The organism is Microlunatus flavus (assembly GCF_900110855.1).
Taxonomy (GTDB): Bacteria; Actinomycetota; Actinomycetes; order Propionibacteriales; family Propionibacteriaceae; genus Microlunatus; species Microlunatus flavus.
The window spans coordinates 140,181-155,050 of record NZ_FOFA01000009.1 but is presented as its reverse complement, the minus strand read 5'-3'; the positions used below and the strand labels follow the sequence as shown (position 1 = coordinate 155,050).

Genomic DNA, 14,870 nt, shown 5'->3' with positions numbered 1-14,870 from the left:
GCAGGCAGTCGCTGACTCTCGTCACGTCTGCAGGGCCCTCAGGAGAAGGGCGGGCGGTCCTCGAACGCGACCGTGACCCGCCCGGCCGTGCGCCAGGTCCGCGCCACGAGGTCGCGGTCCTCCTCGGTGACCAGGTTGCCCATCACCCGCAGCGCCACGGTCATGAGGACCCGCGAGCGCATCCCGACCGGGCCCAGCGTGCTGAGCAGGCCGGGCACGGTGATGAGGCCGGCCAGCCGACGGGCGATGGCGAACGAGGTCCCGTAGTGCCGCCGCAGCAGCGCCGGCCAGGCCCGCTCGAGGTCGCCGCCGGCACCGATGAGGTCGGCCGCGAACCGTCCCGTCTCGAGCCCGTAGTCGATGCCCTCGCCGTTGAGCGGGTTCACGCAGGCGGCGGCGTCGCCTACCAGCAGCCAGTTCGGCCCCGCGACCCCGCTCACCGCGCCGCCCATGGGCAGCAGCGCCGACGACGGCTCGCGTACGTCGCCCTCCAGCGCGAACTCCTCGCGCCGCGAGTCCGCGTAGTAGCGCATCAGCGGCTTGAGGGAGACGTTCGCCGGCCGGCGGGCGGTGGCGAGGGTGCCGACGCCGACGTTCATCCGTCCCGCCCCGAGCGGGAACAGCCAGCCGTAGCCCGACAGCAGCTCGCCCTGCTCGCCGCGCAGCTCGAGGTGCGAGGAGATCCACTCGTCGTCACGGCCCGTGTCGACGTACCCGCGCGCGGCGACCCCGTACGCGGTCTCGCGGTGCCAGCTCCGTCCGAGCAGCCGCCCGAGCGGCGAACGGACGCCGTCGGCGACGACGAGCCAGCGGCAGCGGACCTCGACGCGGCCGTCCGCGGTGTCGAGGACGACGGCGCCGACGCGGTCGCCCTCCCGGACGACGTCCACGGCCCGGGCGCCGAGCAGCATCCGGGCGCCGGAGGACTCGGCCACCTGCCGTACGCGGTCGTCGAGCTCGGTGCGCGGCACGGCCGACCCGTGGTCGGGCAGGTGCCCGCCGGGCCAGGGCAGCTCGAGCACCTGGCCGAACCCGTGCGCCCGCAGCCCGCGGTTGGTCACGCGCTCCCGCGCCCAGGCGCCGAGCCCCAGGCGGTCGAGCTCGGCCATGGCGCGCGGCGTCAGGCCGTCGCCGCAGGCCTTGTCGCGCGGGAAGTGGGCGGCGTCGGCCAGGAGCACGTCCAGGCCCCGCCGGGCGGCCCAGGCCGCGGCCGACGAACCCGCCGGCCCGGCGCCGACGACCAGCACCTCGGCCCTGAGCGAGCGCTCGCTCACCGGACTCCCACCACGGCAGGAAGTGTGCCAGCCGCCCCCAGCCCGACGGCCCGGCCGCCGTTGCTTTTCGCACGGTACGCGTTGCGTAATTCAGACCGTTTCCCCTGGTCGTGGCGCTGTTTGCGCCGCGCACGAGGAGTCGTATGGTGTCTGCGGACTTCGTGAAGAAATTCACGAGCACCTGTCCGGGACTCCAGCGCAGGAGGGAACGTGGCCGTTCTGACCGCCCCGAAGGGCGTGGCGACGCCGTGCCCGTGGACGGAGGTGCGCCCGTGAGCGGCTACCTCGGCATCGTCATCCTGCTGATCATCTCGACGGGCTTCGTGGCCGTCACGATCATCACGAGCCTGCTGGTCGGACCGAGCCGCTACAACCGGGCCAAGTACGACTCCTACGAGTGCGGCATCGAGCCCACGCCGCAGCCGGTCGGCGGCGGCCGGTTCCCGGTGAAGTACTACATCACCGCGATGCTCTTCATCGTCTTCGACATCGAGATCGTCTTCCTCTACCCGTGGGCCGTGAGCTTCGACCTGATGGGGACGTTCGCGCTGGTCGAGATGGTGCTGTTCATCGTCACCGTCTTCGTCGCGTACTTCTACGTGCTCCGCCGCGGCGGGCTCGAGTGGGATTAGGGGAGAACTGACATGGGTGTCGAGGAACAGCTGCCGACCGGCGTGCTGCTGACCAGCGTCGAGAACATCTTCGGCTACATGCGCAGCGCGTCCTTCTGGCCGGCGACGTTCGGCCTGGCCTGCTGCGCGATCGAGATGATGACGTACGGCGCGCCCCGCTACGACTCCGGGCGCTGGGGCCAGGAGGTCTTCCGCGCCTCGCCGCGCCAGGCCGACCTGATGATCGTCGCGGGCCGGGTGAGCCAGAAGATGGCGCCGGTCCTGCGCCAGATCTACGACCAGATGCCCAACCCGAAGTGGGTCCTGGCGATGGGCGTGTGCGCGAGCACGGGTGGGATGTTCAACAACTACGCGATCGTCCAGGGCGTCGACCACGTCGTGCCGGTCGACATGTACCTGCCCGGGTGCCCGCCGCGCCCGGAGATGCTCATCGACGCGATGTTCAAGCTGCGCGACAAGGTCCGCCACACCCCGGTCGGCCACCACGCGGTCGAGGCCGCCGAGGAGGCCGAGCAGCGTGCGCTCGAGGCGCCCGCGAACCTCGAGCGGACGGGCCTGCTGCGGTGAGCGGACCGACCAACGCCGACAACGCCAAGGCGACCTCCGACGCCGCCCAGGCGGAGAAGGTGACGGGCGAGTCCGACGCGAACGCCCCCGTCAAGGGCGCCGTCCCGGAGGGGGAGTCCGCGCCCGACCGCGGCACCGAGGCCGGCTCGAAGACCGGTTCGGCCACGCCCGTCAGCACGGCCTCGACCGACGCCGCCGAGGACCGGGCGGAGACCGAGCAGGTCGAGCAGGGCGAGACCGCGGTCGCGACCACCCAGCGCGACACCGAGGTGCTCCGCGTCCAGCACGGCATGTTCGGCGTCAAGGGCAGCGGCGACACCTCCGGCTACGGCGGCCTGTCGCGGGTCATCGACTTCCCGGCCGCCGGCCAGCCGCCGTACGGGGGCTGGTGGGACGAGGTCCACGAGCGCATGACGGCGCTCTCGCCCAACTCGAGCGACATCATCGAGAAGGTCGTCGTGCACCGCGGCGAGATCACCTTCCACGTGGTGCGCTCCCAGCTCGCGACGCTGGCGCGGCACCTGCGCGACGACCCGCACCTGCGCTTCGAGTTCTGCAGCAGCGTGTCCGGCGTGCACTACCCGGGCGACGCCGGGCGCGAGCTGCACGCGGTCTACCACCTGCAGTCGATGACCTACAACCGCCGCATCCGGCTCGAGGTCAGCGTCCCCGACGCCGACCCGCACATCCCGTCGGTCGTGCCCACCTACCCGGGCGCCGACTGGCACGAGCGCGAGACGTACGACATGTTCGGGATCGTCTTCGACGGCCATCCCGCTCTGACGCGCATCCTGATGCCCGACGACTGGCCCGGGCACCCGCAGCGCAAGGACTACCCGCTCGGCGGCATCGACGTGGAGTACCACGGTGCCTCCGTGCCGCCGCCGGACCAGCGCAGGACATATTCATGAGGAGCGGAGCGACTTCCAGCCACTCCGGCGAGGAGGGTAGCTACACATGAGCGCGACCACCACAGGGCCCTTCGCCGAGGGCAAGGCCCAGTTCGACCCCGCCGAGGCGGTCGAGGACCCGTTCCAGGCCGGTCCCGGCGAGGGCCCGGGCGCCGCCGAGGGCCACGTCTACACGGTCACCGGCCAGGACTGGGACACGATCGCCGACGACCAGGCCGAGCGCGGCGACGAGCGCATCGTCGTCAACATGGGCCCGCAGCACCCGTCCACCCACGGCGTGCTCCGCCTCATCCTCGAGATGGAGGGGGAGTCGGTCACCGAGGCCCGCTGCGGCATCGGCTACCTCCACACCGGCATCGAGAAGAACATGGAGTTCCGCTCCTGGACGCAGGGCGTCACGTTCTGCACCCGGATGGACTACCTCTCGCCCTTCAGCCAGGAGACGAGCTACTGCCTCGGCGTCGAGCGGCTGCTGGACATCGAGGACCAGATCCCCGAGCGGGCCAGCGTCATCCGCGTGATGATGCTCGAGCTCAACCGCATCTCCTCCCACCTCGTGTGCCTCGCCACCGGCGGCATGGAGATCGGCGCGCTGACCGTGATGACCATCGGCTTCCGCGAGCGGGAGATGGTCCTCGACGTCTTCGAGGCGATCACCGGCCTGCGCATGAACCACGCGTACATCCGCCCCGGCGGCGTCGCGCAGGACCTGCCCCAGGGCGGCCTGGCGAAGGTCAAGGACCTCGTCGCGTGGATGCGCAAGCACCTGCCCGAGTACGCCGCCTTCTGCAACGAGAACCCGATCTTCAAGGGCCGCCTCGTCGGCGTCGGCGAGCTCGACCTCGCCGGCTGCCTCGCGCTCGGCGTCACCGGCCCGCCGCTGCGCGCCACCGGCTACGACTGGGACCTGCGCAAGAAGCAGCCCTACTGCGGCTACGAGACCTACGACTTCGACGTGCAGACGTGGGACACCCCGGACGCGTACGGACGGTTCCGCATCCGCGTCAACGAGATGTGGGAGAGCCTCAAGATCGTCGAGCAGTGCGTCGAGCGGCTCGAGCGCACCGAGGGCCAGCCCGTCATGGTCGCCGACAACAAGATCGCCTGGCCGGCGCAGCTGGCCGTCGGCAGCGACGGCATGGGCAACTCCAACGAGCACATCCGCCACATCATGGGCCAGTCCATGGAGGCCCTGATCCACCACTTCAAGCTCGTCACCGAGGGCTTCCGGGTGCCGCCGGGCCAGGCGTACGTGCCGGTCGAGTCCCCGCGCGGCGAGCTCGGCGCGCACGTGGTCAGCGACGGCGGGACGCGGCCGTTCCGGGCGCACTTCCGCGACCCGAGCTTCTCCAACCTGCAGGCCATGCCCGCCCTCTGCGAGGGCTCGATGGTCTCCGACGTCGTGGTGGCCGTGGCCAGCCTCGACCCCGTCATGGGAGGGGTGGACCGCTAGTGCCCGAGCTCTTGGAACCGCGTCCCGGCGCCGCCGGCCGGCACGTCGGTGGCAACACCGAGGAGCCCATGGGGCACGGCGAGATGAAGTCGTACTTCGACGAGCCCAGCCTCGACTACGCGGTGACCGACACCCTGATCGACGACGGCGTGCGCGAGGAGCTTGCGAGCATCGCGGCCCGCTACCCGCAGCCGCGCTCGGCCCTGCTGCCGATGCTCCACCTCGTGCAGAGCGTCGAGGGCCGGGTGACGCCGGCGGGCATCGAGGCGTGCGCCGAGATCCTCGGCCTGACGACAGCCGACGTCTCGGGCGTCGCGACCTTCTACACGATGTACAAGCGGCGTCCGGTCGGGAAGTACCACGTCGGCGTCTGCACCACCTCGCTCTGCGCGGTGATGGGCGGCGACGAGGTCTACGCCCGGCTGCAGGACCACCTCGGCATCGGCAACGACGAGACCACCGAGGACGGGGCGGTCACGCTCGAGCACCTCGAGTGCAACGCGGCCTGCGACATGGCGCCGGTGATGATGGTCAACTGGGAGTTCTTCGACCAGACCACGCCGCGGCGCGCCTGCGAGATCGTCGACGCGCTGCGCGCCGGCGAGGAGGTCACCGCCACCCGCGGGGCCCGCGTCGTCACCTGGCAGCAGGCCGAGCGGGTGCTCGCCGGCTTCCCGGACGGCCGCGCGGACGAGGGCGTCACCTCCGGCCCCACCTCGCAGCTCGGGCTGCGCGTCGCCGCCGAGCGCGGCTGGAGCGCGCCGGACCCAAACGACTTCCGCACGACCGGAGACGACTCCGCCGAGGAGGCGAAGTGACCGACCCTTCGACAAGCTCAGGGCAGGCGGTGCTGACCCCCGTCCTCACCGCGAACTGGGGCGACGAGCGCGCCTGGAAGATCGGCAACTACGAGCGCCGCGGCGGCTACTCGGCCCTGCGCACCGCCCTGCAGATGGAACCGTCCGAGGTCGTCTCGGTGGTCAAGGACTCGGGGCTCCGCGGGCGCGGCGGCGCCGGCTTCCCGACGGGCATGAAGTGGTCCTTCATCCCGCAGGACAACCCCAAGCCCAAGTACCTCGTGGTCAACGCCGACGAGTCCGAGCCGGGCACGTGCAAGGACATCCCGCTGATGATGGCCTCGCCGCACACCCTGGTCGAGGGCGTGATCATCTCCGCGTACGCGATCCGCGCGAACACCGCCTTCATCTACGTCCGCGGCGAGGTCCTGCACGTGGTGCGGCGCCTCCAGCAGGCGGTGCGCGAGGCGTACTCGGCGGGCTACTGCGGCCCGAACGTGCTCGGCACCGGCTACGACCTCGAGATCATCGTCCACGCCGGCGCGGGTGCGTACATCTGCGGCGAGGAGACCGCGCTGCTCGACTCGCTCGAGGGTCGCCGGGGCCAGCCGCGGCTGCGCCCGCCGTTCCCCGCCGTCGCCGGCCTGTACGCGAGCCCGACGGTGATCAACAACGTCGAGTCGATCGCGTCGGTGCCCAGCATCATCCGCAACGGCGCGGCCTGGTTCTCCTCGATGGGGACCGAGAAGTCCAAGGGCATGACCATCTACTCGCTCTCGGGCCACGTCACCAACCCGGGCCAGTTCGAGGCGCCGCTGGGGATCACGCTGCGCGAGCTGCTCGGCCTGGCCGGCGGCATCCGCGAGGGCCACGAGCTGAAGTTCTGGACGCCGGGCGGCTCTTCGACGCCGATCCTCATGCCCGAGCACCTCGACGTCCCGCTCGACTACGAGGGCGTCGCCGCGCAGAAGTCGATGCTCGGCACCAAGGCGCTGCAGTGCTTCGACGAGACGACCTCGGTCGTCCGGGTCGTGCTGCGCTGGACGGAGTTCTACAAGCACGAGTCGTGCGGCAAGTGCACGCCGTGCCGCGAGGGCACCTGGTGGCTCGTCCAGATCCTGCACCGGCTCGAGGCCGGCCAGGGCCAGGAGGGCGACATCGACAAGCTGCTCGACCTGTGCGAGAACATCCTCGGCCGCTCGTTCTGCGCTCTCGGCGACGGCGCGACGTCCCCGATCAGCTCGGCGATCAAGTACTTCCGCGACGAGTTCGAGCAGGGGATGCACACCCCGGCCTGGGAGCTGTTCCCGTACGAGCGCAGCACCGTCTTCGTGCGCGAGCCGGCAGGAGCGCAGGCATGACCGTCACCGCCAAGCCGTCGACGGGCTCGACGGACACCGGCCGGCTCGCCGCGCGCGAGGACCTCGTCACCCTCACCATCGACGACGTCGAGGTGTCCGTGCCCAAGGGCACCCTCGTGATCCGTGCCGCCGAGCTGATCGGCGTCGCGATCCCGCGCTTCTGCGACCACCCGCTGCTCGACCCGGTCGGCGCCTGCCGGCAGTGCCTGGTCGAGGTGCCCGACGCCGGCAACGGCCGCGGGATCCCCAAGCCGCAGGCCTCCTGCACGCTCGAGGTCGCGCAGGGCATGGTCGTCAAGACCCAGGTGAGCTCGCCGGTGGCGGACAAGGCGCAGCACGGGAACATGGAGTTCCTGCTGATCAACCACCCGCTCGACTGCCCGATCTGCGACAAGGGCGGGGAGTGCCCGCTGCAGAACCAGGCGATGAGCAACGGCTACGGCGAGAGCCGCTTCACCGACGTCAAACGGACCTACCCCAAGCCGGTGGCGATCTCGGCGAACGTCCTGCTCGACCGCGAGCGCTGCGTGCTCTGCGCGCGTTGCACCCGCTTCTCCGAGCAGGTCGCGGGCGACCCCTTCATTAGCCTCATCGAGCGCGGCGCGCTGCAGCAGGTCGGCATCTACGAGCGCGAGCCGTTCCAGTCCTACTTCTCGGGCAACACCATCCAGATCTGCCCGGTCGGCGCGCTGACGAGCGCGGAGTACCGCTTCCGCTCGCGTCCCTTCGACCTCGTCTCCACCCCGTCGGTCTCCGAGCACGACGCGTGCGGCTCGGCGATCCGGGTCGACCACCGGCGCGGCAAGGTCATGCGTCGCCAGGCCGGGGACGACCCCGAGGTCAACGAGGAGTGGATCACCGACAAGGACCGCTTCGCCTTCGCGTACGGCCGCGGCGAGGACCGGCTGACCAGGCCCCTCGTCCGTGAGGACGGCGTGCTGCGCCCGGCGTCCTGGCCGGAGGCGCTCGACGTCGCCGCCGAGGGGCTGGAGAAGGCCGTCGCGGGCACCCGCGGCGAGAAGGTCGGCGTCCTGGTGGGCGGCCGGCTCACGCTCGAGGACGCGTACGCCTACAGCAAGTTCGCGCGCGGGGTCCTCGGCACGAACTCGATCGACTTCCGCGCCCGCCCGCACAGCGCGGAGGAGGCCGACTTCCTGGCCGCCGCGGTCGCGGGGACCGGGCGCGGCGTCACGTACGGCGACCTCGAGACGGCGTCGTCGGTGCTGCTCGTCTGCCTCGAGCCCGAGGAGGAGGCCGGCGCCATCTTCCTGCGCCTGCGCAAGGCGTGGCGCAAGCAGGGCCTGGCCTCCTGGACCCTCGCCCCCTACCGCAGCCGCGGCGCGGCGAAGGCGGGGACGACGCTGGTGCCGACGGTGCCCGGTGCGGAGGCGGCCTGGCTCGACTCCTGGTCCGCCGCCACCGGCGTGGCGCTCGACGCCGGCTCGGTGCTCCTCGTCGGCGAGCGCGCGGCCGGCCTGTCCGGGACGCTCAGCGCGGTCCTGCGGCTGGCCGACCGGACGGGTGCCCGCGTGGCCTGGGTGCCCCGCCGGGCCGGCGACCGCGGTGCGGTCGAGGCCGGCTGCCTGCCCAACCTCCTGCCCGGCGGACGTCCCGTCGCCGACCCGTCGGCCCGCGTCGACGTCGCCTCCACCTGGGGGATCGGCTCGATGCCGCGCCACGAGGGTTCCGACGGCGACGAGATGCTCGTCTCGGCCGCGGACGGCGAGCTCGCCGCCCTCGTCGTCGGCGGCGTCGACCCCACCGACCTCGCCGACCCGGCCGCGTCGCTGGACGGCCTCGAGCGGGCCCGGTTCGTCGTCAGCCTGGAGACCCGCGCGTCGCTGGTCACCGAGCGGGCCGACGTGGTCCTGCCGGTGTCGCTGATGACCGAGCGGAGCGGGACGTTCGTCGACTGGGAGGGCCGGCGTCGTCCGTTCCCCGCGGTCCTCGACGCCCCCAACGCGATGTCCGACCTGCGGGTGCTCGCCGCCCTGGCCGACGCGCTCGGCCGGCCGCTCGGCTTCCGCAAGCCGGAGGCCGCGCTCGCCGAGCTGGACGAGCTCGGTCCCTGGGAGGGCGCGCGCGCCGCCGTGCCCGCCTTCGGTCCCGGCGAGCCGGCCCGTCCCGGGCGCGACGAGCTCGTCGTGGCGACCTGGCGGATGGGCCTCGACGACAGCCGCGCGCTGGCCAACGAGCCGTACCTGGCCGCGACGGCCCGGCCGGCCGTAGCCCGGCTGAGTCCCGCGACCGCCGCCGCGCACGGCGTCGAGGTGGGGGCCGACGGCCTGGTTGAGGCCGATGTGACCCTGACGAACGACCGTGGCGAGCTCACCCTGCCGCTCGTGGTCGAGCCCGGCATGGTCGACGGCGCGGTCTGGGTGCCGGCCAAGGCGCCGGGCCGGTCGGTCGCCGAGCACCTCGCGGTGCTCCCCGGCGACCTGGTCGCGGTGACGGTCGAGCCGCACGTCGTCGAGGCCGCCCCGCGCCGCGCGATGCCGACGGACCCGATCACCGACCCCGCCGTGGACGACCAGGGCGAGGGCCGCGCGCACCGCCGCGACGGCGACACCGGAAGAGAGGCCGCATCGTGAGCCCGTTGGACCTCACGCCGTTCTTCAACGACCCCTGGTGGCTCGTGCTGATCAAGGCGGTCCTGGCCTTCGTCCTGCTGATGGTGCTGACGCTCTTCGCGATCGTCTACGAGCGCAAGGTCGTCGGCGTCATGCAGCACCGCAAGGGCCCGACGATGAACGGTCCCTTCGGCTCGCTGCAGTCGCTGGCCGACGGCATGAAGCTGATGTTCAAGGAGGACTTCACCCCGAAGGCCGCCGAGCGCGTCGTCTTCACGCTCGCCCCGTTCGTCTCCGCCATCCCCGCGGTCGTCGCGATCGCCGTGATCCCCGTCGGCGGCATCGTCAAGGTGCCGTTCACCGACCGCACCACGCCGCTGCAGGTCACCGACCTCCCGGTCTCGGTGCTGTTCATCGTCGCGCTCGCCTCGATCGGCGTGTACGGGATCGTCCTCGCCGGCTGGTCCTCTGGCTCGACGTACGCGCTGCTCGGCTCGCTGCGCTCGAGCGCGCAGGTGATCAGCTACGAGGTCGCGATGGGCCTCGCGCTGGTCGGGGTGTTCCTCTACGCCGGCTCGCTGTCGACCTCGGAGATCGTGGCCGCGCAGGCCGTGCCGCGGGTGAACCTCTTCGGCCAGCAGATGCCGATCTGGTTCTGCCTGCAGCTGCTCCCCTCGTTCGTCATCTACCTGATCTCGATGGTCGGCGAGACCAACCGCGCCCCCTTCGACCTGCCGGAGGCCGAGGGCGAGCTCGTCGGTGGCTTCCACACCGAGTACTCCTCGATGCGCTTCGCCATGTTCTTCATGGCCGAGTACATGAACATGATCACCGTGTCCGCCCTGGCCACCACGCTGTTCCTGGGCGGCTGGCACGCGATCTTCCCGTTCAACCTGATCCCGGGCGCCGACGCCGGCTACCTCGGCATCGTCTGGTTCCTGGTGAAGATGCTCGTGCTGCTCTTCGTCTTCGTGTGGCTGCGCGGCACGCTGCCGAGGCTGCGCTACGACCAGTTCATGCGCTTCGGCTGGAAGTGGCTCATCCCGGTCTCGCTGGTCTGGATCGTCCTCATCGCCGCCCTGCGCGTGAACCGCGGCTTCCTGCTCGGTGCGCTCGGCGTCGTCGTGGTGATCCTGCTGGCGGCGACCTTCTTCACGAAGGGCGAGGAGAAGGCCGAGCCGGAGCCCGAGGCCGAGTTCGACGCGTACGCCGGCGGGTACCCCGTGCCGCCGCAGGGCGACCAGGTCCTGCCCGAGCTGGCGCAGGTGGTGCAGGGCGACGGCCGTGGCCAGGAGAGCGGCCCACCGGGGCCGCGGCGTGAGCGGCTGCCCGACGACGCAGAGGAAGGGCGGTCCTGATGGGTCTCTTCGACCCGGTGGCGGGCTTCGGGGTGACGTTCCGGACGATGTTCCGCAAGACGTTCACGGAGGAGTACCCCAACAAGCCGAAGGTGACCGCGCCGCGGTTCCACGGCCGGCACCAGCTCAACCGCTGGCCCGACGGCCTCGAGAAGTGCGTGGGCTGCGAGCTCTGCGCGTGGGCCTGCCCGGCCGACGCGATCTACGTCGAGGGCGCGCAGAACACCGAGGAGGAGCGCTTCTCCCCGGGCGAGCGCTACGGCCGCGTCTACCAGATCAACTACCTGCGCTGCATCCTGTGCGGGCTCTGCATCGAGGCGTGCCCGACGCGGGCGCTCACGATGACGAACGAGTTCGAGCTGGCCGACGACAGCCGCACGGACCTGATCTACGACAAGGACGACCTGCTGGCGCCGCTGCTGCCCGGCATGGAGCAGCCGCCGCACCCGCGCCGCCTGGGCGACGACGAGCAGGTCTACTTCCTCGGGCTGCCCGCCATGGGCACGCCGGACGAGCGGGCCGGGTCGATCGCGGGCTTCGAGCCGCGGCCGGTGAACCAGGGCTACGAGAACCGGCGCAAGCACAAGGACCTCGGCGGCAAGCCGAAGCCGCAGGACCAGGTCAGCTCGGTCCAGGCGAACGAGAGCAACGGGAGGCTCCGGTGACCGCCGAGGGAACTACGTCGACGGCCCGCGTGGTCCAGGTACGTGCATCGCAAGGCCGACGAGTGAGAGCTGCTGGACGCACCTTGATCGAGGAGAACGCCGCGAGGTGCGTGCCTGGGCCGGGCGGGCCCCGACGTAGGTCCGGAGGGGGTCACTGATGGGCGCGCAGATCGCGTTCTGGCTCCTCGCACCCGTCATGGTGCTCGGGGCCCTCGGCATGATCCTGTCGCGCAAGCCGGTGCACTCCGCGCTCTGCCTGGCCGCGGTGATGATCTCTCTGGCCGTGCAGTACGCCGCGCTCAACGCGCCGTTCCTCTTCGCGGTGCAGATCATCGTCTACACCGGCGCGATCCTCATGCTGTTCCTCTTCGTGCTGATGCTCGTCGGCGTCGACGCGGCCGACTCGCTGGTGGAGACGATCCGCGGCCAGCGCCCGCTCGCGGTGCTCGCCGGCGTCGGCTTCGGCCTGCTGCTGGTCTTCGCCGTCGGCAACGCCGTCACCGGGCCCGACATCGGCCTGGCCGCGGACAACCAGGCGTACGGCGGCAACGTGCAGGGCCTCGCGAACCTGATCTTCACCAAGTACGTCGTGGCCTTCGAGGCCACGTCGGCGCTGCTGATCACCGCGGCGGTCGGCGCGATGGTGCTCGCGCACCGCGAGCGGCTGACCAAGCGCAAGACGCAGGGCGACCTGGTGGGGGAGCGGATGCGTCGCTACGCCGAGACCGGCCAGCACCCCGGCCCGCTGCCGACACCCGGCGTGTACGCGCGCCACAACGCAGTGGACACGCCGGCGCTGCTGCCGGACGGCACGCTCAGCGAGCTGTCGGTGTCCGCGACGCTGCGCAACCGCAGCGGCCAGCCCGACCGGCGCGACCTCGTGCGCCCGATCCAGCGCACGATCGCCGAGCTCCAGGGCGACGGCGAGCTGCCGCAGGTCACCAAGCCCGGTGCCGCCCTGACCCGGCGGGCCGACCTCGTGCCCACCGAGGACCGGCACCACGGCGATCGGCCCGGTCCCGGCGCCGAACCCGACGGCGGAACGGAATGAGGGGCACCGAGTGACCGACCACTACATCGTCCTGTCGGCGATCCTCTTCGCCATCGGCACGATCGGCTTCATGACGCGGCGCAACGCGATCGTCGCCTTCATGTGCGTCGAGCTGATGCTCAACGCCTCGAACCTCGCGCTCGTCGCCTTCTCGCACAAGAACGGCGCGTTGGACGGGCAGATCGCCGCCTTCTTCGTCATGGTGGTGGCCGCCGCGGAGGTCGTGGTGGGGCTGGCGATCATCGTGACCATCTTCCGGACCCGGCGGTCGGCCTCGATCGACGACGCCAACCTCTTGAAGTTCTAGGAGCTCGGGACCCATGGAAAGCGTGACTCCCGTCCTGGGGACGGGCCTCTTCAGCCTGGCCTGGCTGCTGATCGCCGTCCCGGCCGCGAGCGCGGCGGTGCTGCTGCTGATCGGCCGCGCGGGCGACCGCTGGGGGCACTTCCTCGGGACGCTCGCGCCGGTCGTGTCCTTCGTGCTCGGCGTCGTCTACTTCGCCGACCTGCTCGGCCGTGACGAGGCGGAGCGCGCGGTGCACGTGCCGCTCTACGACTGGATCAGCTCCGGCACCTGGAACATCGGCGTCGGTCTCCAGCTCGACCAGCTGTCGATCGTCTTCGTGCTGCTGATCACCGGCGTGGGCAGCCTGATCCACGTCTACTCGATCGGCTACATGGCGCACGACCCGCGCCGGCGCCGCTTCTTCGGCTTCCTGAACCTGTTCGTCGCCGCGATGCTGCTGCTCGTCCTCGCCGACAACTACCTCGTGCTGTTCGTCGGCTGGGAGGGCGTGGGCCTCGCGTCGTACCTGCTCATCGGCTTCTGGCAGGAGCGCCCGAGCGCCGCGACCGCGGCCAAGAAGGCCTTCGTCGTCAACCGCGTCGGCGACCTCGGCATGTCGATCGCGATCATGCTGATGCTCGCCGCCTTCTCGTCGTCGTCCTTCACCGACGTCAACGCGGGCGTCGGCCAGCTGAGCACCCCGCTCGCGACGACCCTCGGCCTGCTGCTGCTCCTCGGTGCCTGCGGCAAGTCGGCGCAGGTGCCGCTGCAGTCGTGGCTGCTGGACGCGATGGAGGGCCCGACCCCGGTGTCGGCGCTCATCCACGCGGCGACCATGGTCACCGCCGGTGTCTACCTGATCGTCCGCAGCCACGCGATCTTCACCGCCGGCCCCGCGGCCAGCATCGCCGTCGTCGTAGTGGGCACGGTGACGCTGCTGTTCGGGGCGTACATCGGCTGCTCGAAGGACGACATCAAGAAGGTGCTCGCCGGCTCGACGATGAGCCAGATCGGCTACATGATGCTGGCCGCGGGCATCGGCCCCGTCGGCTACGCCTTCGCGATCTTCCACCTCGTCACGCACGGCTTCTTCAAGGCCAACATGTTCCTCGGCGCGGGCTCGGTCATGCACGCGATGGACGACGACGTGGACATGCGCCACTACGGTGCGCTGGCCCGGGCGCTGCCGATCACCTTCGTGACCTTCGCCGCGGGCTACCTGGCGATCATCGGCTTCCCGTTCTTCGCCGGCTTCTACTCCAAGGACCACATCATCGAGGCGGCCTTCCACGCCAGCTGGGTCGCGGGGACCTGCGCGCTCATCGGCGCCGGCGTCACCGCCTTCTACATGACCCGGCTGATGCTGATGACCTTCGCGCCCGGCAAGCGCTGGCGCGAGGGCGTGCACCCGCACGAGTCGCCGCTGGTCATGACGGTGCCGCTGATCGTCCTGGGGGCGGCCTCGGTCGTGGGCGGCCTGCTGCTCAACGGCTGGATCACCGAGTGGCTCAACCCGGCCGTGCAGGGCGAGGCGGAGACCGAGGGGCTGATCCACTTCACCCTGATCGGTGGCGTGACCATGCTCGTCGTGCTCGCGGGCATCGCCGTGAGCTTCCTCTTCTTCGGGCCGCAGAAGGTGATCCCCGACGTGCAGCCCGCCACCCGCTCGCCCTTCGTCCGGGCGGGGCGGCGCGACCTGTACGGCGACGCCTTCAACGAGGCCGTCTTCATGCGCCCCGGGATCCGGATGACGAACGACCTGGTCCGCTTCGACGGCGCCGTGGTCGACGGCATCGCGAACGGCACCGGGACGGTCATCAGCGGGTTCTCGAGCCGCCTGCGCCGGGTGCAGAACGGCTTCGTGCGCTCGTACGCCCTCACCATGACCGCCGGCGCGGCCGTCGTCGGCGCCATCATCCTGCTCGGCCGGCTGGGCTGAGGGAGG

12 protein-coding genes and 1 pseudogene are annotated in these 14,870 nt (G+C 71.3%); 12 read left to right on the top strand and 1 reads right to left on the bottom strand.

Annotation, left to right across the window (positions count from 1 at the left end; all coding sequences use genetic code 11):
- Positions 1 to 38: 38 nt before the first annotated feature.
- Entirely contained in the window at positions 39 to 1,274 is a 1,236-nt protein-coding gene (locus tag BMY04_RS18630) for a geranylgeranyl reductase family protein (RefSeq protein WP_091184848.1), read from the bottom strand.
- 248 nt (positions 1,275 to 1,522) lie between these two features.
- Between BMY04_RS18630 and BMY04_RS18625 the strand changes: the two genes are divergently transcribed.
- From BMY04_RS18625 to nuoL, 12 genes and pseudogenes are all read left to right on the top strand, one after another.
- Positions 1,523 to 1,906 carry an NADH-quinone oxidoreductase subunit A gene (locus tag BMY04_RS18625; protein ID WP_456299058.1) on the top strand — a complete coding sequence of 128 codons (384 nt, stop codon included), beginning with the start codon at positions 1,523 to 1,525 and terminating at the stop codon, positions 1,904 to 1,906.
- 12 nt (positions 1,907 to 1,918) lie between these two features.
- Entirely contained in the window at positions 1,919 to 2,473 is a 555-nt protein-coding gene (locus tag BMY04_RS23160) for a NuoB/complex I 20 kDa subunit family protein (RefSeq protein WP_091184842.1), read from the top strand.
- A 59-nt stretch (positions 2,474 to 2,532) separates the two neighbouring features.
- Positions 2,533 to 3,384 (top strand): NADH-quinone oxidoreductase subunit C, encoded by an 852-nt coding sequence (locus BMY04_RS23155; RefSeq protein ID WP_091185133.1) that lies wholly within the window; start codon positions 2,533 to 2,535, stop codon positions 3,382 to 3,384.
- A 46-nt stretch (positions 3,385 to 3,430) separates the two neighbouring features.
- Complete coding sequence (locus BMY04_RS18610; protein ID WP_091184839.1) at positions 3,431 to 4,837, top strand: NADH-quinone oxidoreductase subunit D; 1,407 nt, start codon at positions 3,431 to 3,433, stop codon at positions 4,835 to 4,837.
- Between the two features lie 68 nt (positions 4,838 to 4,905).
- Positions 4,906 to 5,655 (top strand): NADH-quinone oxidoreductase subunit NuoE, encoded by a 750-nt coding sequence (gene nuoE, locus BMY04_RS18605; RefSeq protein ID WP_091185131.1) that lies wholly within the window; start codon positions 4,906 to 4,908, stop codon positions 5,653 to 5,655.
- Positions 5,652 to 6,995, top strand: coding sequence for an NADH-quinone oxidoreductase subunit NuoF (gene nuoF, locus BMY04_RS18600; RefSeq protein ID WP_408630468.1), 1,344 nt, complete (start codon positions 5,652 to 5,654; stop codon positions 6,993 to 6,995). The genes nuoE and nuoF overlap by 4 nt, the downstream gene beginning before the upstream one ends.
- Positions 6,992 to 9,484, top strand: a pseudogene (locus BMY04_RS18595) (NADH-quinone oxidoreductase subunit G); the annotation flags it as partial. The gene nuoF and the pseudogene BMY04_RS18595, both read left to right, overlap by 4 nt.
- A 98-nt stretch (positions 9,485 to 9,582) precedes the next feature.
- Positions 9,583 to 10,923: an NADH-quinone oxidoreductase subunit NuoH gene (nuoH, locus tag BMY04_RS18590; protein WP_170854216.1), complete on the top strand. Its 1,341-nt coding sequence runs from the start codon at positions 9,583 to 9,585 to the stop codon at positions 10,921 to 10,923.
- On the top strand, positions 10,923 to 11,588 hold the full coding sequence (gene nuoI, locus BMY04_RS18585) for an NADH-quinone oxidoreductase subunit NuoI (RefSeq protein ID WP_091184823.1): 666 nt from the start codon (positions 10,923 to 10,925) through the stop codon (positions 11,586 to 11,588). The genes nuoH and nuoI overlap by 1 nt, the downstream gene beginning before the upstream one ends.
- 157 nt (positions 11,589 to 11,745) lie before the next feature.
- On the top strand, positions 11,746 to 12,639 hold the full coding sequence (locus BMY04_RS18580; RefSeq protein WP_091184820.1) for an NADH-quinone oxidoreductase subunit J: 894 nt from the start codon (positions 11,746 to 11,748) through the stop codon (positions 12,637 to 12,639).
- Between the two features lie 10 nt (positions 12,640 to 12,649).
- Positions 12,650 to 12,946, top strand: coding sequence for an NADH-quinone oxidoreductase subunit NuoK (gene nuoK, locus BMY04_RS18575; protein ID WP_091075780.1), 297 nt, complete (start codon positions 12,650 to 12,652; stop codon positions 12,944 to 12,946).
- Between the two features lie 13 nt (positions 12,947 to 12,959).
- Positions 12,960 to 14,864, top strand: a complete 1,905-nt coding sequence (gene nuoL, locus BMY04_RS18570) for an NADH-quinone oxidoreductase subunit L (RefSeq protein WP_091184817.1) — start codon at positions 12,960 to 12,962, stop codon at positions 14,862 to 14,864.
- The last annotated feature ends 6 nt before the right edge of the window (positions 14,865 to 14,870 follow it).

Bases quoted from the DNA above. Each gene is read 5' to 3' on its own strand.
- BMY04_RS18610 (WP_091184839.1), top strand. From the start codon at position 3,431: ATGAGCGCGACCACCACAGGGCCCTTCGCCGAGGGCAAGGCCCAGTTC.
- nuoE (WP_091185131.1), top strand. From the start codon at position 4,906: ATGGGGCACGGCGAGATGAAGTCGTACTTCGACGAGCCCAGCCTCGAC.
- nuoI (WP_091184823.1), top strand. From the start codon at position 10,923: ATGGGTCTCTTCGACCCGGTGGCGGGCTTCGGGGTGACGTTCCGGACG.
- nuoL (WP_091184817.1), top strand. From the start codon at position 12,960: ATGGAAAGCGTGACTCCCGTCCTGGGGACGGGCCTCTTCAGCCTGGCC.
- BMY04_RS18580 (WP_091184820.1), top strand. From the start codon at position 11,746: ATGGGCGCGCAGATCGCGTTCTGGCTCCTCGCACCCGTCATGGTGCTC.
- BMY04_RS23160 (WP_091184842.1), top strand. From the start codon at position 1,919: ATGGGTGTCGAGGAACAGCTGCCGACCGGCGTGCTGCTGACCAGCGTC.